The 22,664-nt window shown below is 62.5% G+C and carries 18 protein-coding genes, 1 tRNA gene and 2 pseudogenes; 9 read left to right on the top strand and 12 right to left on the bottom strand.

Annotated elements, in window-relative coordinates; genetic code table 11:
* The 6 genes from KQI17_RS09165 to argC all read right to left on the bottom strand — a co-directional run bounded on the left by KQI17_RS09165 (position 1) and on the right by argC (position 7,542).
* Positions 1-1,113: an alanine racemase gene (locus KQI17_RS09165; RefSeq protein WP_216495853.1), complete on the bottom strand. Its 1,113-nt coding sequence runs from the start codon at positions 1,111-1,113 to the stop codon at positions 1-3.
* 24 nt (positions 1,114-1,137) lie between these two features.
* On the bottom strand, positions 1,138-2,595 hold the full coding sequence (gene nhaC, locus KQI17_RS09160) for a Na+/H+ antiporter NhaC (RefSeq protein WP_216495852.1): 1,458 nt from the start codon (positions 2,593-2,595) through the stop codon (positions 1,138-1,140).
* A gap of 453 nt (positions 2,596-3,048) precedes the next feature.
* Positions 3,049-4,272: an aspartate aminotransferase family protein gene (locus KQI17_RS09155; protein ID WP_216495851.1), complete on the bottom strand. Its 1,224-nt coding sequence runs from the start codon at positions 4,270-4,272 to the stop codon at positions 3,049-3,051.
* A gap of 34 nt (positions 4,273-4,306) precedes the next feature.
* Complete coding sequence (gene argB / locus KQI17_RS09150) at positions 4,307-5,182, bottom strand: acetylglutamate kinase (RefSeq protein WP_216495850.1); 876 nt, start codon at positions 5,180-5,182, stop codon at positions 4,307-4,309.
* Between the two features lie 12 nt (positions 5,183-5,194).
* Positions 5,195-6,421 carry a bifunctional ornithine acetyltransferase/N-acetylglutamate synthase gene (gene argJ / locus KQI17_RS09145; protein ID WP_216495849.1) on the bottom strand — a complete coding sequence of 409 codons (1,227 nt, stop codon included), beginning with the start codon at positions 6,419-6,421 and terminating at the stop codon, positions 5,195-5,197.
* 47 nt (positions 6,422-6,468) lie between these two features.
* Complete coding sequence (gene argC, locus KQI17_RS09140; protein WP_216495848.1) at positions 6,469-7,542, bottom strand: N-acetyl-gamma-glutamyl-phosphate reductase; 1,074 nt, start codon at positions 7,540-7,542, stop codon at positions 6,469-6,471.
* Positions 7,543-7,769: 227 nt separating this feature from the next.
* On the opposite strand from argC, the gene KQI17_RS09135 reads away from it, so the two are divergent.
* From KQI17_RS09135 to KQI17_RS09120, 4 genes are all read left to right on the top strand, one after another.
* Positions 7,770-8,696: a LysR family transcriptional regulator gene (locus KQI17_RS09135; protein WP_216495847.1), complete on the top strand. Its 927-nt coding sequence runs from the start codon at positions 7,770-7,772 to the stop codon at positions 8,694-8,696.
* Positions 8,697-8,890: 194 nt separating this feature from the next.
* Positions 8,891-10,267, top strand: coding sequence for a class II fumarate hydratase (gene fumC, locus KQI17_RS09130; RefSeq protein ID WP_216495846.1), 1,377 nt, complete (start codon positions 8,891-8,893; stop codon positions 10,265-10,267).
* A 27-nt stretch (positions 10,268-10,294) separates the two neighbouring features.
* Positions 10,295-11,464: an NADP-dependent malic enzyme gene (locus tag KQI17_RS09125; RefSeq protein WP_216495845.1), complete on the top strand. Its 1,170-nt coding sequence runs from the start codon at positions 10,295-10,297 to the stop codon at positions 11,462-11,464.
* 30 nt (positions 11,465-11,494) lie between these two features.
* The gene (locus tag KQI17_RS09120; protein WP_216495844.1) at positions 11,495-13,678 is read left to right on the top strand and encodes a two-component regulator propeller domain-containing protein; all 2,184 of its coding nucleotides are present in this window, start codon (positions 11,495-11,497) and stop codon (positions 13,676-13,678) included.
* On the opposite strand, the gene KQI17_RS09115 is transcribed toward KQI17_RS09120, so the two are convergent.
* On the bottom strand, positions 13,652-13,984 hold the full coding sequence (locus KQI17_RS09115) for a hypothetical protein (protein WP_216495877.1): 333 nt from the start codon (positions 13,982-13,984) through the stop codon (positions 13,652-13,654). The genes KQI17_RS09120 and KQI17_RS09115 overlap by 27 nt on opposite strands.
* On the opposite strand from KQI17_RS09115, the pseudogene KQI17_RS09110 reads away from it, so the two are divergent.
* A pseudogene (locus tag KQI17_RS09110) lies at positions 13,967-14,152 on the top strand (tyrosine-type recombinase/integrase); the annotation flags it as partial. The gene KQI17_RS09115 and the pseudogene KQI17_RS09110 overlap by 18 nt on opposite strands.
* A gap of 117 nt (positions 14,153-14,269) precedes the next feature.
* Here KQI17_RS09110 and KQI17_RS09105 read toward each other — a convergent pair.
* Positions 14,270-14,346: transfer RNA gene (locus KQI17_RS09105), tRNA-Arg, on the bottom strand.
* Positions 14,347-14,519: 173 nt separating this feature from the next.
* On the opposite strand from KQI17_RS09105, the gene cysK reads away from it, so the two are divergent.
* Together cysK and KQI17_RS09095 are read left to right on the top strand one after the other, a co-directional pair.
* The gene (gene cysK / locus KQI17_RS09100) at positions 14,520-15,452 is read left to right on the top strand and encodes a cysteine synthase A (protein ID WP_216495843.1); all 933 of its coding nucleotides are present in this window, start codon (positions 14,520-14,522) and stop codon (positions 15,450-15,452) included.
* A 3-nt stretch (positions 15,453-15,455) separates the two neighbouring features.
* Positions 15,456-16,346, top strand: coding sequence for a serine O-acetyltransferase (locus KQI17_RS09095; RefSeq protein WP_216495842.1), 891 nt, complete (start codon positions 15,456-15,458; stop codon positions 16,344-16,346).
* A 109-nt stretch (positions 16,347-16,455) separates the two neighbouring features.
* Here the strand turns inward: KQI17_RS09095 and KQI17_RS09090 are convergent, their stop codons facing one another.
* On the bottom strand, positions 16,456-16,917 hold the full coding sequence (locus tag KQI17_RS09090; RefSeq protein WP_216495841.1) for a GyrI-like domain-containing protein: 462 nt from the start codon (positions 16,915-16,917) through the stop codon (positions 16,456-16,458).
* On the opposite strand from KQI17_RS09090, the pseudogene KQI17_RS13645 reads away from it, so the two are divergent.
* Together KQI17_RS13645 and KQI17_RS09085 are read left to right on the top strand one after the other, a co-directional pair.
* Positions 16,917-17,513, top strand: a pseudogene (locus KQI17_RS13645) (oligosaccharide flippase family protein); the annotation flags it as partial. The gene KQI17_RS09090 and the pseudogene KQI17_RS13645 overlap by 1 nt on opposite strands.
* Before the next feature lie 88 nt (positions 17,514-17,601).
* Positions 17,602-17,787 (top strand): phosphatase PAP2 family protein, encoded by a 186-nt coding sequence (locus KQI17_RS09085; RefSeq protein WP_253285753.1) that lies wholly within the window; start codon positions 17,602-17,604, stop codon positions 17,785-17,787.
* 93 nt (positions 17,788-17,880) lie between these two features.
* On the opposite strand, the gene KQI17_RS09080 is transcribed toward KQI17_RS09085, so the two are convergent.
* From KQI17_RS09080 to KQI17_RS09070, 3 genes are read right to left on the bottom strand one after another with little or no spacing between them, the layout of a single operon-like run.
* Complete coding sequence (locus KQI17_RS09080) at positions 17,881-19,242, bottom strand: hypothetical protein (RefSeq protein ID WP_216495840.1); 1,362 nt, start codon at positions 19,240-19,242, stop codon at positions 17,881-17,883.
* Positions 19,214-20,995, bottom strand: a complete 1,782-nt coding sequence (locus tag KQI17_RS09075) for an MATE family efflux transporter (RefSeq protein WP_216495839.1) — start codon at positions 20,993-20,995, stop codon at positions 19,214-19,216. The genes KQI17_RS09080 and KQI17_RS09075 overlap by 29 nt, the downstream gene beginning before the upstream one ends.
* Before the next feature lie 51 nt (positions 20,996-21,046).
* Positions 21,047-22,636: a dicarboxylate/amino acid:cation symporter gene (locus KQI17_RS09070; protein ID WP_216495838.1), complete on the bottom strand. Its 1,590-nt coding sequence runs from the start codon at positions 22,634-22,636 to the stop codon at positions 21,047-21,049.
* Positions 22,637-22,664: the final 28 nt, after the last annotated feature.

The raw sequence follows: 22,664 nt of genomic DNA, 5'->3' as shown, positions 1-22,664 counted from the left end.
TTATTCCGCCGTGTACAGGCGGCCGTTTTTCCGATAGACGATGCGGACCTCGGGCGTGTTGGTGAGGTAGACGAGCGAGCCGTAGCTCACGCCGAAGTCCAGCACGTCGCCGAGCCGGACGGGGACGGCGGCGTCCTCCGCGTCAAGAATGGTGTGGTCCGAGGACGCGCCGAGGACCTCCACGCCCGCGAGGCGCGGCGTGAGGTCGAAGGGATCGCCGTAATCGACGCGGCCCGCGGCGCAGAGCGCGCGGCGGCGGATGCCGCGGTCGGTGTATTCGCGCGTTTTGCCGAAGGCGTCCACGGTCAGCTCGCCGACGGGATAGCTGGGCTTCGGCTTGCACTCCACGACCTCCATGCGGAGGGTGAACACGTCACGGCGCAGAAAGTCGGGATAGCAGCCGTAGATGCCGCCGAGGAGGGCGAACTCGCCGATGCGCAGATGGTTGACGCGCGCGGGCAGCGTGCCGTCAAGCGCCATGTGGACGGAGGTGGACGCGCCGCCGGAGATGTATTGCAGCTCGCGGCCAATGGCGCGCTCCACCGCCTCGGCGGCGGAGACCAGCTCGCGCAGCTTCTCCGGCGTGGCGGCGACCGAGCCGTAGCAGCCGAGATTCGTGCCGACGCCCGCCAGCTCCAGATGGTCGAGCTTATACTCGACCTCAAGCGCGGCATCGACCAGTTCCTCGCGGCTCCAGAAGCCCTCGCGCAGATCGCCGAGGTCAGCCATCAGGATCACCCTGTGGCGCGTTCCACGCTTCGCGCAGACCGCGTTGAGGGCGCGGAGCGTTTCAAGCTCGCTCTGGAGACTCATGTCCGCGACCTCCGCGACCTCCGGAAGCTCGGAGAGCATGGGGATGCGGATGAGAACGCGCTCGCAGGCGACGCCCGCGCCGCGCAGGGCGCGCAGCTGACTGAGACGGGACGAGGCAAGGCTCCGCACGCCGCATTCCGTATAGACCCCGGCGGCCTCCGGCAGCGCCGAAAAGCCCTTGACCACGCCCGCGACCTCGACAGAAAGGCTCTGGCAGCGCTCGATGAGCGCTGCCAGATTTGCTTTCAGCTTGTCAAGGTCGATCTCTAAAAGAGGGTATCGTGCCGTTCCTCTGTTCATAGACCGTTCCTTTGCCGTTTTGATTTATTCCGCCTTAGCCGCAGCCTTGGACTTCTTATAGGGCTTGCCGGCAAGATCCTTGACCGTCCAGCCGATGAGGGCGCACAGCCAGTTGATGAGCGGCATCAGCCAGTTGAACAGAGCCCACGGGCCGTAGCCGCCCGCGCCCCACGCGTTGATATCAAGGGTGCTGGAGATAAACACGCCGCAGGTGTTCCACGGAATGAGGGCGGAGGTGACGGTACCGGCGCTTTCCAGCGTACCGGAGAGGAGAGCCGGGTGCAGACCCTTTTCTCTGTATTCCTCGGCATACATACGGCCGGGAACGACGATGGAGATGTACTGCTCGGGCATAACGGCGTTGGAGAGAACGCAGGTGCACTCGGTGAGGAGCACGAGACCCGCGGGGCCCTTCGCCAGCTTCTTGAGGCTGTTGACGATGACCTCGAGCTGGTGGGTGTCCTCCATAATGCCGCCGAACATCATGGCGATGATCGTCATGGCGACGGAGGACATCATGCCGAGGATACCGCCGCTTTCAAGCAGACGGGTCATGGTGTAGCTGGTCTCGGGAGAGAGGGTCTCCTCGAACATGGCGAGCACTTCGTCGCTGAAGTAGTAGCCGTTCATGCCGAAATCAAACACGGTACCCATGTTGCACTCGGGCTGGAAGATCATGCCCATGATCGCGCCGGAAATGATGCCGAGCGTGATACCAGGGATGGCGGGCATCTTCATGGCAACCGCCACGATAACGATGACCGGGGGCAAGAGCAGCGCAGGGTTGATATTGAACACGGCCTCGAGCGCGCCGGAGAACTCCGTCACGCGGCTCATGTCGGCATCGCCGCCGTGATACTGCATGGCGCCGAGAATACCGAAGGCAACGAGGGTGATGCCGTAGGTGATGCCGGTGGGCAGGATCATGGCCTTCACGTGGGTCATAACGTCCGTGCCTGCCATAGCGGGCGCAAGGTTCGTGGTATCGGACAGCGGGGACATCTTATCGCCGAAGTAGGCACCGGAGAGGACCGCACCGGCGGTCATGCCGGGGCTCATGCCGAGACCGAAGCCAATGCCCATCAAGGCGACGCCCATCGTACCCATCGTGCCCCAGGAGGTACCGGTGGCAAGAGAGGTGATGGAGCAGATGAGAACAGACGCAATGAAGAAGATCGCGGGCTTGAGGACCTTCAAACCGTAGAAGATCATTGTGGGAACGACACCGGCGTTGATCCAAACGCCGATGAGGATACCGACGATGACGAGGATGCAGACAGACTGGAGGGCTTTATAAATACCGTCCATCATGGACTTTTCGATGGCCTCCCACTTGTAGCCGAGGTAGAGCGCCATCAGCGCGGCGCCCATAACGCCGATGAACATGGGGACATGCGGGTCTGTTTCATACTTGACGATGCCGAGCGCCAATGCGCCGACCAAGATCAGCATGGTGACCAGAGCTTCCCACAGCTTTGGCATACGCGGGGTCTTCACTTTCTTTTCTTCACTCACTTGATTGTACCAACCTTTCTCTAAATACATGGTGCGCATAGGGCGGGAACGCTCCCGTCTGCGCAGCTTTGTAGATGGTGAACACTGTTTTACGGTATTTGCGAGGGTCTGTGCGCCCGCAGACCGGCAGATGAGACCGGCGGCGGGAAGACGTGATCTTGACGGTATTCCCCCTTTATTCGGTGATTTTTCCCTCCTTGAATGATCAGGAAACGATTTGCTGCGGTCTCCCCGTCCTCCCTCGCCCCCCTGCGAAGGGGAGGACGGGGAAATTGCATGTAAGGCTGATACGGGAAGCGCGCGGCGTACCGATTAAATATGCGGATATTTTAGCATATTTTATGCACGGTGGCAAGTGCCGCGCGCTTGCCGGATATCACAAAATTTACCCCTTGGGCTTGGCGATAACGCTGTGGCGCTTTACCAACCGAGCTTGGTCATGGCGTCGTCGACCGCCTTGATGCACAGGTCGATCTCTTCCTTGCCGGTGATCAGCGGCGGAACGAAGCGCAGGACGTTGCCGTTGGTGTTGTTGATGAGGACGTTGGCATCCTTGTAGCACAGGTCGACGACGGGCTGGCCGCTGGGATGGTTGAGCTGGATGCCGTTGATCATGCCGAGGCCGCGGATCTCGTTGACCGCCTTGGGATGGTTCTTCTCGATGACCTTGTGCATCTGATCGCGGAAATACTCGCCCATGACGCGGGCGTTCTCGATGACGCCCTCGTTGATCATGACGTCGAGCGTGGTGGCAGCCAGAGCGCAGGCGAGAGGACCGCCGGCGAAGGTGGAGCCGTGGGTGCCGGGGGTGAGGGTCTTGGCCGCGTCGCCGCGGGCGCAGACCGCGCCGATGGGCACGCCGGAGCCGAGCGCCTTCGCCATGGAGCAGGTATCGGGCTCCACGCCGTAGTTCTGATGCGCGAAGAGCTTGCCGGTGCGGCCGGAGCCGACCTGGACCTCGTCGAACATGAGGAGGATGCCCTTCTCGTCGCACAGGTCGCGCAGGCCCTGCAGGAACTCCTGAGAGGCGGGACGCACGCCGCCCTCGCCCTGGACGGGCTCGGTCAGGATGGCGCAGACGTATTCATCCATGATGTCCTTGACGGACTGGAGGTTGTTGAACTCGGCATAGCGGAAGCCGGAGGGCAGGGGCTCGAAGTAGCGGTGGACGGCATACTGACCGGTGGCGGTGCAGGTGGCGAGGGTGCGGCCGTGGAAGGAGTTCTTCATCGTGATGACGACGAAGCGCTCGGGATGGCCGTGATCCTTGGCGTACTTGCGGGCGAGCTTGATCTGGCCTTCGTTGGCCTCGGCGCCGGAGTTGGCAAAGAGGACCTTATCGAAGCAGCTGTTCTCGACGATGAGCTTCGCGGTCTGGACGGCGGGCTCATTGTAGAAGTAGTTGGAGCAGTGGAGGATGGTCTCCGCACGCTCCTGCAGGCACTTGACGATGGCGGGATGGCAGTGGCCGAGACCGTTGACGGCGATGCCGCCGACGAAGTCGAGGTACTTGTTGCCGTCCTTGTCGAAGACGTAGACGCCCTCGCCGCGCTCCATGGAGATGGGCATACGGACGTGGTTGCCGTACAGGTACTTGTCACCGTTTTCGATGACTTCCGCATTGGTCTTGAACTTTTCGATCATGGTAGAGTCCTCCTGTTAAAATTTTATGTATTTTTTACCATTTGATGCCAACGCTCGGCTGTGCGGTGCCGATCGTGGTGCCGGTGCCTTCGGTGGTGAAGGCCTCGTAGAGTACGGAGTGGGGCTTGCGGCCGTCGATGATGTGGACGCTGGTGACGCCCTCCTCGATGGCCTCGACGCAGCAGTCGACCTTGGGGATCATGCCGCCGGCGATGGTGCCCTTGTCCTTGAGGGGCTTCACGTCCTGAATGTTCAGGTAGCTGATGACATCGCGCACCTTGATGTCGTTGCACAGACCCTCGATGTCGGTGAGGATGACGAGCTTTTCCGCACCGAGCGCGCTGGCGAGCTTGCCCGCGGCGGTGTCGCCGTTGATGTTGTAGGTGTTGCCCTGCCCGTCGGTGCCGACGGGGGCGATGACGGGGATGAAGCCCGCGTCGAGCATGGCGTTGATGGCGTCGGCGTTGACGTAGTCGATGTCGCCGACGAAGCCGAGCTCCTCGCTGCGCTTGTGGCAGTGATAGATGTCGCCGCTCACGCCGGAGAGGCCGACGGCCTTGCCTCCGATCTGGTTGATCCTGCCGACCAGCTCGGTGTTGACCTGACCGACGAGAACCATCTCGACCACGCGCATGATGTCCTCGGACGTGTAGCGCAGACCGTTGATGAACTGCACGGGAATGTTGAGCTTCTCGAGCATCTTGTTGATGCCGGGGCCGCCGCCGTGGCTGAGCACAGGCTTGAGGCCGAGGAGCTTGAGCATCACGACGTCGTGGAGCACGGCGTCCTTGAGCTCGTCGTTGATCATGGCGTTGCCGCCGTACTTGATGACGATGACCTTGCCCTGATACTTTTCAAGGTAGGGCATGGCCTCCATCAGGGTCTCTACCTTCTTCGCAACGTCGCTCATGGGTGGCCCTCCTTAGGTGCGGTAGTCGCCGTTGATCTTGACGTATTCGTAGGTGAGGTCGCAGCCGTAGGCGACCGCCTTGCCGTCGCCGCTGTGGAAGTCGACGATGACGGTGATGTCATGCTCGGTGAGCACGGCCTTGGCCAGCTCCTCGCTGAAGTCGGTGCCGAAGCCGTCCTTCATGACCTGGACCTCGCCGGCGCTGCTCTTGATGATGCAGTCGGCCTTGGTGGGATCGACGTCCGCACCGGAGTAGCCGGCGGCGGCCATGATGCGGCCCCAGTTCGCGTCGCGGCCGAACACGGCGGCCTTGAACAGGGTGGAGCCGGCGATGGCCTTGGCGACCAGACGGGCGTCATGCTCGGTGGGCAGGCCGTAGGACTCGACGACGATCAGATGGGTCGCGCCCTCGCCGTCGGAGGCGATGCGGCGGGCCATATCGATGCAGATGTGCTCGATGAGACCGGCGAGAGCCGCCTTGTCCTCCTCGGTCTTGACCTCGACGCCGGAGGCGCCGTTGGCGAGCAGGATCATGGTGTCGTTGGTGGAGGTGTCGCCGTCGACGGTGCACATATTGAAGCTCTTGTCGATGGCGTTGTGCAGCATCTTCTGCAGGTCGGCGGAATCGCACTTGGCGTCGGTGGTGACGTAGGCGAGGGTGGTGGCCATGTTGGGGTGGATCATGCCGGAGCCCTTGGCCATCGCGCCGATGCGGATGGTGCCGGAGGAGAGCTCGAGCTCGTAGGCGGATTCCTTGCGGACGGTGTCGGTGGTCATGATGGCATAGGCCGCGTCGGAGCCGTTGGCCTTGTCGAGCTTGACAGGGATGATCTGGCGGACGCCGTCGAGCACCTTCTCGACGGGCAGCTTCTGGCCGATAACGCCGGTGGAGCAGACGAAGACCTCGTTCTCGCCCACGCCGAGGAGCTTCTCAGCCTCGCGCTCGACGGTCCGGGCGTCCTCGATGCCCTGCGTGCCGGTGGCGGCGTTGGCGTTGCCGGAGTTGATGACGATGGCGCGGGCCTTGCCGTTCTTGAGGATCTCACGGTCGAGAATGACGGGAGCGGCGCAGAACTTATTGGTAGTGAACACCGCGGCGCAGGACGCCTCGGTCTCGGAGTAGAGGACGGCCACATCGGGCTTCTGGGACTTGCGGCTCTTCACGCCGACGTACACAGCGCCCGCGGTAAAGCCCTTCGGGGAGGTGATGCCGCCGCCTTCGATCACTTTGTATTCCATAGTGTTGTTCTCCTTTTCTTATTTTTACCTTATATAAAATCAGTTCCTTACGGATACATCGGGGGCATCATGAGGCCGGTGGTCTCGGGCAGGCCCATGATAAGGTTCATGTTCTGAATGGCCTGACCGGCGGCGCCCTTGCCGATGTTGTCGATGACGGAGGAGACGATCAGGCGGTGGGTGCGGGAATCGAAGGTCGGGGTCATCTCGACGAAGTTGGTGCCGTAGGCCCACTTGGTCTGCACGGGGAGATTGGCCGGGAAGACCTTGACGAAGGGTTCGTCCTTGTAGAAGTCCTTATACAGCTCGTAGACCTCCTCGTTGGTGAAGTCCTTATCGCAGGTGGCGTAGATGGTGACCTCGATGCCGCGGACCTGCGGGAGGAGGTGCGGCTGGAAGTTGATGTACTGCCAGGTCTCGGGCTTCATCAGATCCTTGCCGGTGATGTAGGCGATGTTCTGCTCAATCTCGGGGGTGTGGCGATGGCCGCCGCCGAGGGCGTAGGCACAGAAGTTGTTCTCCGCCTCGGTGAGGAGCTTATTGAGGGCGGGACGGCGGCCGGCGCCGGTGTAGCCGCTCTTGGCGTCGATCACGATGGTGTTCTCAACGATGTGGCCGGTCTTGAGCATGGGCTGGAGGCCGAGGGTGGAGGCGGTGGGATAGCAGCCGGGGTTGGCGATGAGCTTCTTGCCCTTGGCCAGCTCGCGGTTCATCTCGGGCATGCTGTAGACGGCGTCATGGGTCATCTGGGGATTGGTGTGCTTGTCGCCGTACCACTTCTCCCAGACCTTCACGTCGCGGAAGCGGATGTCCGCGCCGATGTCGATGATGCGGGAGCCTTCGGCGAGAACGATCTCCGCCCACTTGGCGACCGCGCCGGAGGGGACCTGGATCATCACGACGTCGCTCTTGCGGGCGGTCTCGCGCACGTTCTCCTCGGTCAGATCCAGGATGGTCTGATCATAGAAGCCGCGCAGGGCGGGATGATGGGTGGAGATGGCGTCGCCCACGCCGTAGGTATCGAGAACGTTGACGAGCTCGCCGTCGGGATGGTTGACCATCATGCGCAGCACTTCGCCGCAGACATAGCCGGTCGCACCGATGCAGGAATAATGGATCATGGTGATAGCCTCCTCAAAAATTTTCTGCGATTTGCAACAACGCCGTCGTGGGCTTGCAAACCGCTTCGCGATAGTGTTTAATTATCTACGCATACAGTATATAGTTTTAATGCGGAATGCACAAGAAAATCATTGTTCTGCTGAACATTCCAAAACGGAATGCTTGACAGATGATTCACATTCGGCTATCATGGCCTTAATGCCGATGCAAGCAAGGAGATGAGCGCATGATCCACAAATATCTGGCCTACCTCAAGACCATCGAGACCGGCAGCATCACACAGGCCGCCGCGGAGCTGGGCTACACGCAGTCTGCCGTGAGCCGCATGATCGCGGACCTGGAGGAGCATTGGGACGTCCCGCTGCTCACGCGCAACCGCTCGGGCATCGAGATCAGCTCGGAGGGGACGCAGCTGCTGCCCATCCTTCAATCCATCGTCAAGGGGCAGGAGGAGCTCAGCTTTGCCGTCGGCGAGCTGCACGGACTGCAAAACGGCCTCATTCGCGTGGGCGCGTTCACCAGCATGGCGACCGGCTGGATGCCGCTGATGATCAAGTCCTTCCACGAAAAATACCCCAATATCCGCTTTCAGATCTTCAACGGCGAGTACAACCAGATCGCGACCTGGCTGCGCCGCGGGCAGATCGACTGCGGCTTTCTCGCCCTCCCCTGCGCCAAGGAGTTCGACACGACCTTCCTGCTGCGCGACTCGCTGACGGTCATCCTGCCGCCGAACCACCCGCTGCGCGACGCGGAATGCTTCCCCGTCAGCCGGCTGTCGGACGAGGATTTCATCAGCCTCAAGGAGGAGCAGGACTACGAGATCAATTTGTTCCTCGAGCATCTCAGGCAGTCCCCGCGCATCAAGTTTGAGGTCAGCAGCGACTTCGCCATCCTCGCGATGGTCGAGTGCGGGCTGGGCATCAGCGTGGTGCACGATCTGATCCTGCACCCCAACCGCCACGGCATCATCAAAAAGCCGCTCGACGAGCCGTACTACCGCGACATTGCCATCGCCACGAGCGCGGCGGCGCAGCCGTCCACCATCACGCGGATGTTCTGTGAGCACGCGCTCGAGTGGGCGAGGGATACCAGCTCCGCCATCGCCCCCGCCACGGCGGAGGCCCCGGAGTACGCGGAGCTGGCAAAGTAAAGAGATGGGAAAAAGGGACCGTTCTCTGCGGAAGAGAACGGTCCCTTTTGCGGTAAAGGCGGCGTTATGCAGCTTCTCCGGGCGGCGCCCGCGTTTTTGCGCCTGTTTGCCGCCCGGGCGTAAAATCGCCTGTTGACATCCGTGCCACGGCGTGTACTATGGAGGTAACAGATCAAACGGAAGCGAGGAAGCGTATGGAATACAGGATAGAGCGGGACTCGATGGGGGAGGTCCGTGTCCCCGCGGACCGCTACTGGGGCGCGCAGACGCAGCGCTCGCATGAGAATTTCCCCATCGGCGTCGGGATCGAAACGATGCCCGCGGAGATCATCCGGGCGTTTGCCGTTCTGAAAAAGGCGGCGGCCATCGCCAACCGCGAGCTGCTGCCCGCACGGATGAGCGCGGAAAAATGCGCCCTGATCGGCCACGTCTGCGACGAGATCCTCGCTGGTGAGCTGGACGGACATTTCCCGCTCGTTGTGTGGCAGACGGGCTCGGGCACGCAGTCGAACATGAACGTCAACGAGGTCATCGCCAACCGCGGCAACGAGCTGGCGGGAAAAAAGCTCCTGCACCCGAACGACGACGTCAATATGTCGCAGTCCTCGAACGACACGTTCCCCACGGCGATGCATATTGCCGCCTGCCTTGCGGTGGAGGACCGCCTTCTCCCCGCTGTTTCCGCGTTGGAGCAGACCCTCCTGCGTCTGGAGGCGGAGAATGCCGACGTGCTGAAATCCGGGCGGACGCATTTGCAGGACGCGACGCCCATCACCTTCGCGCAGGAGATCTCCGGCTGGCGGACGAGCCTCGCACGGGACCGTGAGCTGCTCACCGCCGCGCTGCCTCCCCTGCGGGAGCTGGCGCTCGGCGGCACGGCGGTCGGCACGGGACTCAACGCCCCCGATGGCTTTGGCCGGGCGGTCGCCGCGGCTGCCGCAGAGCTGGCCGGGAAGCCCTTTGTCACCGCGCCCAACAAGTTTCACGCGCTTACGTCGAGGGACGAGCTGGTTTTTGCGCACGGCGCGGTCAAGGCGCTCGCGTGCGACATGATGAAGCTCGCGAACGATGTGCGCTGGCTCGCCTCGGGTCCGCGCACGGGGCTGGGGGAGATCACCATTCCAGCCAACGAGCCCGGCTCATCCATCATGCCCGGCAAGGTCAACCCCACGCAGTGCGAGGCGGTGACGATGGTGGCGGTGCAGGTCATGGGCAACGACGCTGCCGTCGGCATAGCGGCATCGCAGGGGAACTTTGAGCTGAACGTCTTTATGCCCGTGTGTGCCTATAATTTTTTGCAGTCCGTCCGCCTGCTGAGCGAGGCCATCGCTTCGTTTGACAAAAACTGCGCGTCCGGCATCCGCGCAAATCGGGAGAGGATGGACGAGAACGTGCGCCGCTCGCTGATGCTCGTCACGGCGCTCAACCCGCACATCGGCTATGAAAACGCCGCGAGGATCGCAAAGAAGGCATACGCGGAGAATCTGACGCTGCGCGAGGCTTGCGCCGCGCTGGAGCTTCTGCCGCCGGAGGAATTTGACCGCATCGTCCGCCCCGAGCGGATGGTTTGAAAGCCTGCCAATAAAAAGGAGAACGCTATGGATTACGCAAAAGAATCGCTCCGCCTGCACGGGGAGTGGAAGGGCAAGATCGAGATGGTGACCCGCGTGCCGGTCAAGACGAAGGACGATCTGTCCCTTGCCTACACCCCCGGCGTCGCGCAGCCGTGCCTGGAAATTCAGAAGGACATCAACAAGAGCTACGAGCTTACCCGCCGCTGGAACATGGCAGCAGTCATCACCGACGGCAGCGCCGTTCTGGGCCTCGGCGACATCGGCCCCGAGGCCGGTATGCCCGTCATGGAGGGCAAGTGCGTGCTCTTCAAGGCCTTCGGCGATGTGGACGCTTTCCCCATCTGCGTCAAGACCAAGGACGTGGACGAATTCGTGGAGACGGTCTATAACATCTCCGGCAGCTTCGGCGGTATCAACCTTGAGGACATCGCCGCGCCGCGCTGCTTTGAGATCGAGCGCAAGCTGAAGGAAAAATGTGACATTCCCATCTTCCACGATGACCAGCACGGCACCGCTGTCATCACGCTCGCGGGCCTCACGAACGCGCTCAAGGTCGTCGGGAAGAAGAAAGAGGACGTGAAGGTCGTCACCTCCGGCGCGGGCGCGGCGGCCATCGCCATCACGAAGCTGCTGCTCTCCGCGGGCTTCCGCGACATCACGATGTGCGACCGCAAGGGCGCGATCTACCAGGGCTGCGAGGGGCTGAACTGGATCAAGACCGAGATGGCCGAGGTCACGAACCTGAGCCGCAAGGCGGGCACGCTCGCCGATATGCTGGTGGGCGCGGATGTGTTCATCGGCGTTTCCGCGCCGAACACCGTCACGACCGAGATGGTCAAAACGATGAACAGGGACGCGATCATTTTCGCCTGCGCGAACCCGACGCCGGAGATCTTCCCCGACGCGGCGAAGGCGGGCGGCGCAAGGGTCATTTCGACCGGCCGCAGCGACTATCCCAACCAGATCAACAATGTGCTCGCATTTCCCGGCATCTTCCGCGGCGCGTTCGACGTGCGCGCGAGTGACATCAACGAGGAGATGAAGGTCGCGGCGGCGGAAGCGCTGGCGGGTCTTGTGGGCGATGAACTCTCCGAGGACTATATCATCCCCGCGGCGTTCGATCCGCACGTCGGTCCCGCGGTGGCGAAGGCGGTCGCCGAAGCCGCGCGCAGGAGCGGCGTGGCAAGGATCTGAGCCCGACCGGCGGAGCTGGAGCCTGCCTATGTGCGAACGGTATTCGACCAGACCAACGGCCTGCCGACCGACGAGGCAAACGCCGTCCTGCAGACGAGGGACGGCTACCTGTGGGTGGGCAGCTACGGCGGCCTTCTGCGCTTCGACGGCTCCGAATTCCACAATTTCAGCACCGAGGGCGCCATTGCGACGCCGTCGATCCGCTGCCTGTTTGAGGATTCCGCCGGCCGGCTGTGGATCGGCAGCAGCGACGCCGGGGTGTTCGTCTACGAAAACGGCGTCTTTACCGCCGTGCCCTGCACGAAAAAGAACAGCTATCTGAGCATACGCGATTTCGCGGAGGGACGCGACGGCACCATTTACGTTGCCTCCACCTCCGGCGTGTGCCGGGTCCGCAGCGGACTTCTGGTGCCCTACAGCAACCCGTACATAACGGGCGAAACCGCTTATGCGCTGGGGATCGACCGCTATGGCCGCCTGTGGTGCGCCATGAGCACGGGAAAATGCGCGGTCATGCAGGACGACCGTGTGCTGGCCATGCTGGACGCGGAGCTGTTCTTCGAAGACGGCAGCGCGATAAGCTGCCTGACCTCGGACCGCGCGAACAACATCTATCTGGGCACCAACGGCTCGGCGCTGGCGAAGGTCGCGTGCAGCGGTCAGAGGTTGGACGGCACGGCCTTTATAGTGCAGACCTACGAGGTGACGGACGCGGTCAACCACAACCGGATCGACGTTACCGCTGAGGGAGATATACTGGTCTCGGGCCAGCAGGGCTTTGCATGGGTCACCGCCGACGGTACGCAGCGGGATCCCCATACGGGCACGAGCACCGACGCGGTGAACTGCGCCGCTCTGGATAGCCGCGGCCGCCTGTTGTGCGGGACCTACTCCGAGCTGGGTCTTGTGCGCTATGACACGGGCGGCGGAGAGATTGTTTTCTTTAATCAGAGCAACGGGCTGGGGAGCACGCGAATCCGCGTGGCTTTCGAGCTGCGGGACGGCATAGTGGCCGTGGGAACGCAGGACGGCCTTGCCCTGATCCGGGGAGATAAAGATGTCGCTTTCTACGATAAAGACAACGGGCTGGAGACGCAGTCGATCCTCTGCATCGTTCAGGCTCCCGACGGCACGCTGCTGGCGGGCAGCGCCGGAAGCGGGATCTACGCGCTGGCGCAGGACGGCTCGATCACGAAATTCAGCTACGAGCAGGGGCTGGAGGACGGCGTGGTGCTGCGCATATTGCAGGAGGAGGACGGCCGCAGCGCCTTTGTCAGCGCGGGCAGCCACCTGTATTATTGGGCGGACGGGACTTTCCGCAGGCTGGACGGCCTGCGCATCGGTCCCGGCTCGATCTTCGATCTCTACAAGCGGGACGGAAAGCTGTGGCTGCTGCAGGACAGCGGCATTTACGCCTTGGATAAGGCGCGGATCTTAGCGGGAGAAATGCCGCACGCCACCCAGTACGGAACGGCCCGCGGGCTCACTGGCTCCCTGCGGGTGAACACCTGCAATTATATGCCCCCGGACGGCAGTCTGTATCTGGCCACACGAAACGGCGTCAGCGTGTTTGACTTCCGGGAGATCTCCGCGCCGATGCCGCCGCTGGTCATCAACAGCATCCGCGTGGACGACCGGACCTACGAGTCCCCGGAGCGGCTGACGCTCGGCAGCGATGCCCGGCGCATGACCATCCGCTTCTCCGCGCTGACCTATTCCGGCGCCACCGATCTGTGCATCGGGTATCAGCTCGTGGGCTTTGCCAAAGCCAAGACCTACACGGTGGGAACATGGCTGGAGGTCTGGCTGGAAAACTACGCAAAAATCAAGCTGCGCCCATCGACCTACAAAACCTCGCAAGGCTTTCTGAAAAACCACATCAAGCCGCAAATCGGCAGCATTCCGCTGGCAGATCTCACTTCTCTGGACTTGCAGCGGTTCTACAAGCACTTGCTGGACGGCGGGCGGGTAGACCGCATCGAGGCCAAGAAAAAGCCGAAAGGTCTGGCTCCCAAAACGGTGCGGAACATCCATCAGATGATCGGCTCGGCATACAACCTCGCCATGCCGCGCATCGCGCGGCGCATAACAAAGGGGCTATTCTCTACCGTAGAGAATAGCCCCTTTGAAACCCCAAGAGAACGCAAGGGGCTGCCGCCCCTTGACCCCCGAACTGCTCATATTAAATCACCATCTCAGCAACCGTGTGTTTGATTTTTCTTCTGAACGATTTGGTGTGCTTCTCTTTCCGCTCAGCCGCTGCTGCGGAGCCAGTACAGCAGTCGCTGCAAAAAAATTTGCCCCCCCCACAGGGGCAGCGGCCAAGCGGACATAGACGAAGGTCAAATCGAAAGCGGCAACAAAAAATGGCGGGTATTTCTTTGCGCAGCGCGTGCAGTCGTTCTGTCGCGAGCCTGCAATGAAGTGGGTCACGGGCGCAGCCCGTGCGCGTTTTCTCGCCGCTTTTGCGCGGTCAAAAGCGGTGCCGCCGGAGGCGGGAGCTTCCATGATCTGCGCCACACCTTCGCAACCATGGCCCTGCAAAACGGCGTGGACGTCAAGACCGTCAGCAGTATGCTGGGTCACTACTCCGCGGGTTTCACGCTGGACACCTACGCCCACGTCACCACCGACGCCCAACTGAAAGCGGCGCAAACAATGGGCAATATCCTCTCCCGTGCCGTCTGATGCTTTCCGCTACCCGCTCCCGTTGGGGTCAGCGTTTGGGTCAGAAAAAAGCGGTACACTAAAAACGGAACTTATAAAAAGCAAAAGTCCTCGAAATCAGACGATTTCGAGGACTTTTGGTACGCCGTGAGGGATTCGAACCCCCGGCCTTCTGGTCCGTAGCCAGACGCTCTATCCAGCTGAGCTAACGGCGCGTGTCCTTTCAGACAGCTTGTGTATCATAGCACAACGGCTCCGAAAATGCAAGGGGTATTTTCACATTTTTGTCTCTTTTTTGCCCGGGGTGGGAAAAATGCTTGCAATGCGCCCGTCCGGCGCATATAATATCCTATTATTTTCCTTGCATTTTCAAGAAAGGAGCGCCCCTATGAACATCTTCCATTCCGTCGCCGAATTAGCGGGAAACACCCCGCTGCTGGAGCTGTGTCGCTACGAGCACAAGCACGGTCTGAACGCCCGCATCCTTGCCAAGCTCGAGTGCTGCAACGTAGCGGGCAGCGCCAAGGATCGCGTGGCGAAGCACATGATCGAACGCGCCGAGGCGGAGGGGAAGCTCGTTCCGGGGAGCGTCATCATTGAGCCGACGAGCGGCAACACCGGCATCGGCCTCGCCGCGATGGCCAAGGTCCACGGCTACCGCGTGATCCTCACCATGCCGGAGAGCATGAGCGTGGAGCGCCGGAATCTGCTCAAAGCCTACGGCGCGGAGCTGGTGCTGACGCCGGCGGCGGAGGGCATGGCGGGCGCCGTGAAGCGCGCGGAGGAGCTGGCGGCGGCAACACTGAAGAGCTTTATCCCCGCACAGTTCGACAATCCCGCGAACCCCGAGGCGCACTATCTCACCACCGGCCCCGAGCTCTGGCGCGATACCGACGGCTGCGTCGATCTTTTCGTCGCGGGCATCGGCACGGGCGGCACATTCTCCGGCACAGGACGCTATCTCAAAGAGAAAAATCCGGACGTGAAGCTCGTGGCGGTCGAGCCGGCGGGCTCGCCGCTGCTCTCGGGCGGCAAGGCCGGGCCGCACGGACTGATGGGCATCGGAGCGAACTTCATCCCGAAAAATATGGACGTTTCGCTCATCGACGAGATCGTCTGTGTCCGCGAGGAGGACGCCTATGCCGCGGGCCGCGATATGGTCGCGTGTGAGGGTGTGCTCGTCGGCATCACTGCGGGCGCCGCGCTTTGGGCGGCGACGCAGCTCGCGCTCCGGCCGGAGAACGCGGGCAAGACCATCGTTGCGCTGCTGCCGGACGGCGGCGAGCGCTATCTATCCACGCCAATGTATCAGGGGGAATGACCGATGTCCGATAAAAATGAAATCATCCGCTCCGCCGCCGCGCAGGTGGCGGAGAACTACCGCAAAAGCGATATTTTGATGTACGGCGACGCGCTGCGCCTGCCGAGCCGCACGGCGGTCATAGAGATCATCCGCGACTTTCAGAAGATCCTGTTTCCCGCCTACTACGGCGACCGCGACCTGCTGAAGCTCCCGCCGGAGCAGTACAGCGCCCTGCTCATGGGGCACGTCTACGACAAGCTGCTGCGCCAGCTTGAGCTGGTGATGCCGGAGGGGGAGGAGGGCGCGCGCCGCGCCGAGAAGGTCTGCGAGGCGATGATGGAGCGTCTGCCCCATATCCAGGAGCTGCTGCTCAAGGACCTGACCGCCAACTACAACGGCGACCCCGCGGCCTCGAGCCGGCAGGAGATCATTCTGTCCTACCCCGGGATGTTTGCCATCTTCATCTATCGCATCGCGCACGAGCTGTATCTGGAGAAGGTGCCGATGATCCCGCGCATCATGACAGAGTATGCCCACTCCCAGACGGGCATCGACATCAATCCCGGCGCGACCATCGGCGAGTACTTCTCCATCGACCACGGTACCGGTGTGGTCGTCGGCGAGACGACCGTCATCGGCGACCGCGTGCAGCTCTATCAGGGCGTGACGCTCGGCGCCATGTCGCCCGCAGGGATGCACCACAGCGCGGAGACTCCCGCCCGCCGTCACCCGAAGGTCGGCAGCGACGTGACCATCTATGCCGGCGCGACGCTGCTCGGCGGCGCGACGGAGGTCGGCGACAACGTGGTCATCGGCGGCAACGCCTTCCTGACCGAGTCGGTCGAGAGCGACACCAAGGTGAGCATCAAGAAGCCGGAGATGACCTTCCGCGTGAAGGGCGGCCGGTTCTGAAAACAGAAATGGAAAAGCCCGCATCGAAAGATGCGGGCTTTTCTAATGGGCAAAACAGAGGCGAATTCAGAAGCCTGGAGGTATTGGCGCACACATGCGAACGGGCCGGCTATTCCTCCTCGAGCGGCAGGGCGACCTGCGTGACGAACTTCGCGGGGTCCTTGTGCTGCGGCGGGCCCTCGAGATAAATGCGGCGGAGCTTCCCCGTGGGCGTGAGCCCATGCCGCCGCGCATAGGCGCGGAGCTTCTTCTCCGCGGCGGGCAGGTCCTCATAGGCCCCGTGGTGGTAGAGACTGAGCGCCGGCGTCGCGGGCAGCGTTACCACATGATCGCCCTCGCTCTCCGGCGGGACAGCCGCGCAGAATGCGACCTCTTGAGGGTGTGCAATGGCAGACTCCACAAGGTACATCCGCTGCGTGATGTCCGTGCCGTAGAGCCGCATTCCCTCCAGCGCGACGGCGCGAAGCAGAGCCGTGCGCTCCGCCACCGTGGACGCCGGATACACGCGGCGGTAGACCGTCTGCCGTGGCAGAAGAACGCGCCTGACCTGCGGCGGCGCTGCTGCTGGCAATGCCGCTGCTGCGAGTGATGGCGGGCAGCCGGTCGTTCGGCGCGCTGCAGGCGGCGTTTATCCTAACCGCCTGCGTCCACGCTCTCTGTGCGCAGTTCATCCGTGCCGAGGGCCACACCACACTCTACGCTGTGCAGGGGCTTCTCAACACCGCGCTCTACATCGCGTTCAATGTGCTCTTTCTCACGGTGTTCCGCTGGGGCGTGATGGGGTATTTGCTCTCCACGGTCGCGGCCGACTGCCTGAGCGCGCTCTTTCTCATATGCAGGGAAAGGCTCTGGCGGCAGCTCCGCCCGGCGCCGCGCGCCGCGCCCTGGCGGCAGATGCTCGCCTACTGCGTGCCGCTGATCCCCACGGCTGTCTTCTGGTGGATCATGGGCGTGTCGGACCGCTATCTGGTGAAATGGTTCGTGGGGAGCGATGCCAACGGCATCTACGCCGTTGCCTACAAGATACCGACCATCCTGACCATCCTCGCCACGGTGTTTATGGACGCCTGGCAGCTCTCCGCCATCGCCGAGTCGGGCGACCGCCGGGCGCAGGCGCGCTTTTACGCGCGCGTGTGGGACGCGTGCTTCTCCGCGGTCTGCCTCTGCGCGGGCGGCATCATCGCGTTTTCGCCGCTGCTCATCCGGCTGCTCGCGGCGGAGAGATACCCTGTCCTCGGTCATCGGCGCGACGATTTTGACGAAAACGGACCGCCGCTTCGGCTATGCGGCCATCCCGCTCGCAGCGCTCATTGCCTTTTCGCGGCTGTATCTCTATGTCCATTTTCCAAGCGATGTGCTTGCCGCGGCGGTGCTGGGTGTTATGATCGGCGAGCTGGCCTTTTATGCTGACCGAAGGTGGACGGAGCGCAGAGGGACATAAGGCGTTTCCTGCCATCTCATTCTTTGAAATAAATCCTCAAAAAGACACACAAGCCGGAGGCTCCCATAACGAGGGAGCCTCCGGCTTGCGCGTTCAATTCAGATGCTCCAGCGCCGCCGCGACGGACCCCTGCAGGCTCGCCTCGACCTCCGGCGTCGAAACGGGCTGCTCCAAAAGCTCCGCTGTGGAAACGGGAAAGCGGCCGCCTTCACGGCTGCGCAGCAGATAGATCAGCCCAAGGGTCATCGCGTTGCGCTTCGCCTCGATGATCGCGGCCTCCTCCTCATAGCCGCCCGTCTCGCGCAGGGCGCGCACCAGTCCGCGGCGCATCTCAGCGAGATAGGTGGGCTGATAAAAGCCGCCGAACACCGTGAAGTCGCGGAGGAAGTGCGCCTCCAGAAAGCAGAGGAACAGGCCCGGCAGGAGCGACCCGTCCCGCAGCCCTTCCGTCAGCGCCTGCGGCGTGAGGGGGACGGTCACAGCCTCGCCCAGCGAGTTTTGACCCGTCAGCGCCGCTGTGCCCGCGTTCTCCCGCAGCCGCAGGGGAAACAGCACCGTGCGGCGGTCGAGCCCCCAGAAAAAGTGCGTGCCGCCGGTGTTTCCCGTCCAGCAGCCGGAAACGCCGTTCAGCTCCCGCAGAAGCGATGCGCGCAGCTCCTGCCGGAACAGCATTTGGCAGGTGAGCGCGTCTTCCGTCCGAAGATCCCTTTCCAGCAGGCGGGCGGTGAGCGTCTCCATCGGCATCCAGAGGTACTGCGGCGCACGGTCAGTAAAATAGCGCTGGGAGAGCATGGCGTTGATGACCGTGGTCTGCTCCCGCAGCGTGCCGCAGCGCTGCACACGGTCGGAGAACAGGACCTCGCGGCAGAAGCGCTCCAGCGCGTCGGCTGTGCGAAGTGAGCAGGAGCCGCGCCGCGTCTCCTGCCGCAGGCGGCTCAGCGCATTGTCTACCATGTCCGGAGAGATGCCCTCCACGGCGGCCACGCAGGCGTGGCGCAGCTTGAACGGATAAAACGGCAGCCGCAGGCAGCCTCCCGGCGCGGTGCAGTCGTAGACCAGCATCCCTCGCGGGTAGACATTGTTGTCCAGCCTCGGGTTGGCACAGGACAGAAACGGAACGACCGCCCCGGTCTCGCCCTGCAGCCGCAGCCATTGGTCGCAGAGGATCGTGTCCTGCACGGTCATGTACTCGAACGCGGGATGATGGTGGTTGGCGGTGGACAGGCAGCGGCGGCGCCGGAGAACGTCCGCACATTCCCCGGCGGTCTCCGCGCCGAAAAAGGGCGTGAAGTAGTCCCGTACCTCGTCCAGCAGCTCCTCTGAGGGAAGAATGTCCGGTAGCGGCCGGTGGTGGAGCTGCCCGAGATAGGTAAGCAGCGTTTCACCGCCATGCCGCCGCAGCAGCTCCGCGGCTGCCGGGTAGTTTTCAGCAAGTGCCGTCATTTGCTCCGTCATTTTGTGCCGCCTCCAGTTTGATTGAAAGCACCGTGTTGTTCATGTTCATGATGCGCGTATAGGTCTTTTGGTCGGTGAGCCGCTCGAGTAGGCTGATGTTGTTCATCTGAAGGATGTCCTCGTCGTCCACGAACGCCAGCGGGTCGAAGGGCGCACCGTCGTCGCGGATACGGACGATCAGGTTGCCCTCCTCCAAAAGAAGGCAAATGTCGATCATGCTCACATGCTCGTTGTGGTTGATGATGTTGAGGGCGGCCTCCTCAAAGGCGATGGCCAGCAGGACGCCTTTGTTGCGGGGGATGCCGTTCTGTTGGCAGAACAAGTCAATCTCCCGGTGGATGTCCGCGACGTTTTCCGCCTTTCCTGTGATGGAAAAGCTGTGGCAGCTCCGGTCCGCCTGATCCTCCAGCCCGAGGAGGGCGACGTTCCCACAGGTCCGCTTTTCCCGGAGCAGCGTGACCGCGGGGGACAGCAGCTCCACCAGCAGGCACCAGACGGCCACGGTGGGGACGCTGCGCCAATGGAGCCGCGAAATGGCCGCCACGCAGAGCAGCAGAAGCAGTATTTTGAGCACCACGTTCTGCAGCGTCAGCAAGAGTACGGACAGGCGCTGCCGTTGAACGCTGGGATAGAGCCTGGCGAGCAGGTCGTTGAGCCAGAGGAGGGGCAGGCTGAGCAGCATGATGCGGAGCGAGAGCACGGTGTCCGGCTCTGCGTCGATGCCGTAGGAGCGGAGAAACGGCGCGGAGAAGCAGAACAGTCCCGCCATGAGCGCCGCGACGAGCGCATAGGTGTACTTGGACAAAAGGGAGAGCATCTTCCGCAGCCCGTAAAAGTCGCGCTCTCCGTAGAGCATACTGCCCAGCGTGGAGATCGTCTGCAGCGCGCCGCCCGCCAGAATACGCAGGATGAAGCGAAGCTGGCTGTACACCGCGTAGAGCGCCACGCCGATGTTGCCCACGAAGTACATCAGAAGCAGGTTCACCGTCAGGCCGGAGAAGATGCGTGAGGCCTTGTCTGTGGCAAAGGAGGAGCAGGACGAGGCCAGCTCCCGCCCGGTCTCGCGCAGGTCGTCGGCGCGCAGAACAAAGTGGAAGGTGCGCTTTTTGGACAGCAGGTAGGGAAGCACCACCAGAATGCCCGCCGCGTTGCCGAGCAGAGAGGCCGCGGCCGCGCCGGCGACGCCCATGCGCAGATACTTCATAAAGACGATGTCCAGCACGATGTTCACTCCGTTGGCGGCGACGACCGAGCCCATGGCCAGCTTGGAGCAATCGTCCAGAATGGCGAAGCTGGAAAGGACGAGATTGATCCCCACAAAGGGCGACGAGAGCAGGATGAAGAAGGCATACCGCGCCACATCGTTCGCGATTGCGCCGTTGTTGGACAGGATGCCGCTGAAAAAGCCGCAGAACGGCAGCAGGCACCAGCAGAGAAGTCCGCCCGCGAGCGTCAGAAGAAGGGACAGGGTGAAGACCCCGTTGGCCTGACGGAGCCTTCGCTTGCCCAGCAGGATGCCCGCGGCGACCGGCCCGCCGGAGGAGAGGACGAAGCCGAATAGCTCCGCCACATCCACAAAGCTGTCACAAAGGCCCGCGGCAGCGACGGCATCAGCGCCCAAAAGGGCGCCGATGAGCATAAAGTCCACAACGGAGACCAGATAGGCGGAGGCGGTCACCACCGTGCCGACGCCGAAAAACTCCCGCGTCTTGCTGCGTATGATGGCCTCGTTCCGCAAGTATTCATATCCCATTTTGCTTTCCGCCTTTCGCGCTTCGGGACGGTCACACGCCGGTGCGCGGGCCTATCCCGGGTTTTTGAGACGTTCCGTATCCAGCATTCCCAGCTGGCCTGCGACGGTCGTGACCTCGACCTGCAGGCAGGTCAGGTTGGATGCCGTCGCGATAAAGTCGATCATGGAATTGATCGCGACAGCCAGAGCGAGGGCCTCGCCGGGGATGCCGAGCTGGGTGAACATGACCGTGTAGCAGGTCAGCGCGCCGCCGGGGATGGGCGGCATCGCCAGCGACAAAAGCCCGGTCACAACGATCATCGTGAGGAGCCACGCGGGCGTGATGGCCGTGCCGAAATTTTCCGCCATGCACAGGCAGGTCGCCACAAAAGCGACCGCAACGCTGGGCATATAGAGGACCTGTTCCAGGGGCACGGCGAAATGCGCGAGCATCGGCGGGATACCCAGCTTCTTCTCGCAGGTCTCTAAATTGGTGGCGAACGCCGCGGAGGACGACGCCGTGGTGAGACCGATGAGGAAGGTCGGCAGCAGCTTTTGCACAAGCAGCCGGAAACTCACCCGGCGCCGCGCGGCAAGGATGCCGATGAATACGAGACACATCAGCGGGCAAAGTGCATAGGTGATGACGATGGCCTTGAGGATGCCCGAGAGCTCGGAGCCGAAGTCGGAGCCCAGCAGAGCGAACAGACTGAAAAATACGAAAAGCGGGATCAGGTCGCCGATGGCCTCCATGAGGAACTGGACCACCTCGTTCGTCTGCTCAATGAACGTGCGGACGGCGGCGGCACGGTCGCCTAGGATCAGCAGGGCGATGCCGACGGCGGCGCCCAGAAAGATGATCTGCAGCGTGTTACCGTTCAGGAACGGAGAGATGATATCCGAGGGAACGATATCCAGAATGATCTGATAGATGGTCGAGAATCCGCTCAGCGCCGCGCCGCCCGAGGACAGCTCCAGCGGGAAAAGCCATAAAAGGCAGACGGTCGCTCCCGCGCTGACGAGGAAGCTCAGCGCCGCAATGCGGCCGATCACTTTCTTCCCGATCCTTCCCATCATGGTCATATCGCCGATGTTGAAAATGCCCCAGCAGATCGCCAGGAAGATCATCGGCGAGGAGATGGTGCGCAGCAGGTTTAGGATCAGCGTAAAGAGCGGGTCGGTCACGGCCCGGACGCCCGCCTGCGCGCTCGCGGGAAGCAGGCGCTGCAGCAGCCCGAGGACGACCGCCGACACGATGGCGAGCAGGAGCTTCTGCATCTGCCCCAGCTTCCGCTTTCTGGGCGGCTCGACGGTCAGACAGTTTTCACCGTTTTGATAGCTCTGCGTCAGCGTAAGGCCCGCCTGCGCCAGCAGGCGGCTGGAGAGCAAGCAGTTTTTCAGCACGTCGTCGGCCTGAAGCTCCTTCCCCTCGACGCGGATCTCGACCCGCTGCCTGCCCAGACGCTTTTTCGCGCAGAAGGTGACCGGCGCGCCGGGGAGCGCGGAGGACCAGCTCTCCAGGATCTCCTCCAGCGAGAGGCGAAGCCGCAGGATATCCTTTCGGTCCGCCTCCGCCTCCGTCAGAGAATCCGCGAACTCCTGCGAAAGAAGATCCACGGTCTCCGGCGACAGCCGATAGCCTTTCTTTTTCGATGTCAGCATACTCATTTCCTCCCGCTCATCCGTTCTT

Origin of the sequence: Oscillibacter sp. MSJ-31, assembly GCF_018918025.1 — a bacterium.
Taxonomy (GTDB): domain Bacteria; phylum Bacillota; class Clostridia; order Oscillospirales; family Oscillospiraceae; genus Hominicoprocola.
Note: the sequence above shows the minus strand (reverse complement) of the source record. Positions and strands in the feature narration are given on the sequence as shown.

Bases quoted from the DNA above. Each gene is read 5' to 3' on its own strand.
- nhaC (WP_216495852.1), bottom strand. From the start codon at position 2,595: ATGCCAAAGCTGTGGGAAGCTCTGGTCACCATGCTGATCTTGGTCGGC.
- KQI17_RS09095 (WP_216495842.1), top strand. From the start codon at position 15,456: ATGTCCGATAAAAATGAAATCATCCGCTCCGCCGCCGCGCAGGTGGCG.
- KQI17_RS09080 (WP_216495840.1), bottom strand. From the start codon at position 19,242: ATGACGGAGCAAATGACGGCACTTGCTGAAAACTACCCGGCAGCCGCG.
- fumC (WP_216495846.1), top strand. From the start codon at position 8,891: ATGGAATACAGGATAGAGCGGGACTCGATGGGGGAGGTCCGTGTCCCC.
- KQI17_RS09155 (WP_216495851.1), bottom strand. From the start codon at position 4,272: ATGATCGAAAAGTTCAAGACCAATGCGGAAGTCATCGAAAACGGTGAC.
- argJ (WP_216495849.1), bottom strand. From the start codon at position 6,421: ATGGAATACAAAGTGATCGAAGGCGGCGGCATCACCTCCCCGAAGGGC.
- KQI17_RS09135 (WP_216495847.1), top strand. From the start codon at position 7,770: ATGATCCACAAATATCTGGCCTACCTCAAGACCATCGAGACCGGCAGC.
- KQI17_RS09165 (WP_216495853.1), bottom strand. From the start codon at position 1,113: ATGAACAGAGGAACGGCACGATACCCTCTTTTAGAGATCGACCTTGAC.
- KQI17_RS09125 (WP_216495845.1), top strand. From the start codon at position 10,295: ATGGATTACGCAAAAGAATCGCTCCGCCTGCACGGGGAGTGGAAGGGC.
- argB (WP_216495850.1), bottom strand. From the start codon at position 5,182: ATGAGCGACGTTGCGAAGAAGGTAGAGACCCTGATGGAGGCCATGCCC.
- KQI17_RS09070 (WP_216495838.1), bottom strand. From the start codon at position 22,636: ATGCTGACATCGAAAAAGAAAGGCTATCGGCTGTCGCCGGAGACCGTG.
- argC (WP_216495848.1), bottom strand. From the start codon at position 7,542: ATGATCCATTATTCCTGCATCGGTGCGACCGGCTATGTCTGCGGCGAA.
- cysK (WP_216495843.1), top strand. From the start codon at position 14,520: ATGAACATCTTCCATTCCGTCGCCGAATTAGCGGGAAACACCCCGCTG.
- KQI17_RS09075 (WP_216495839.1), bottom strand. From the start codon at position 20,995: ATGGGATATGAATACTTGCGGAACGAGGCCATCATACGCAGCAAGACG.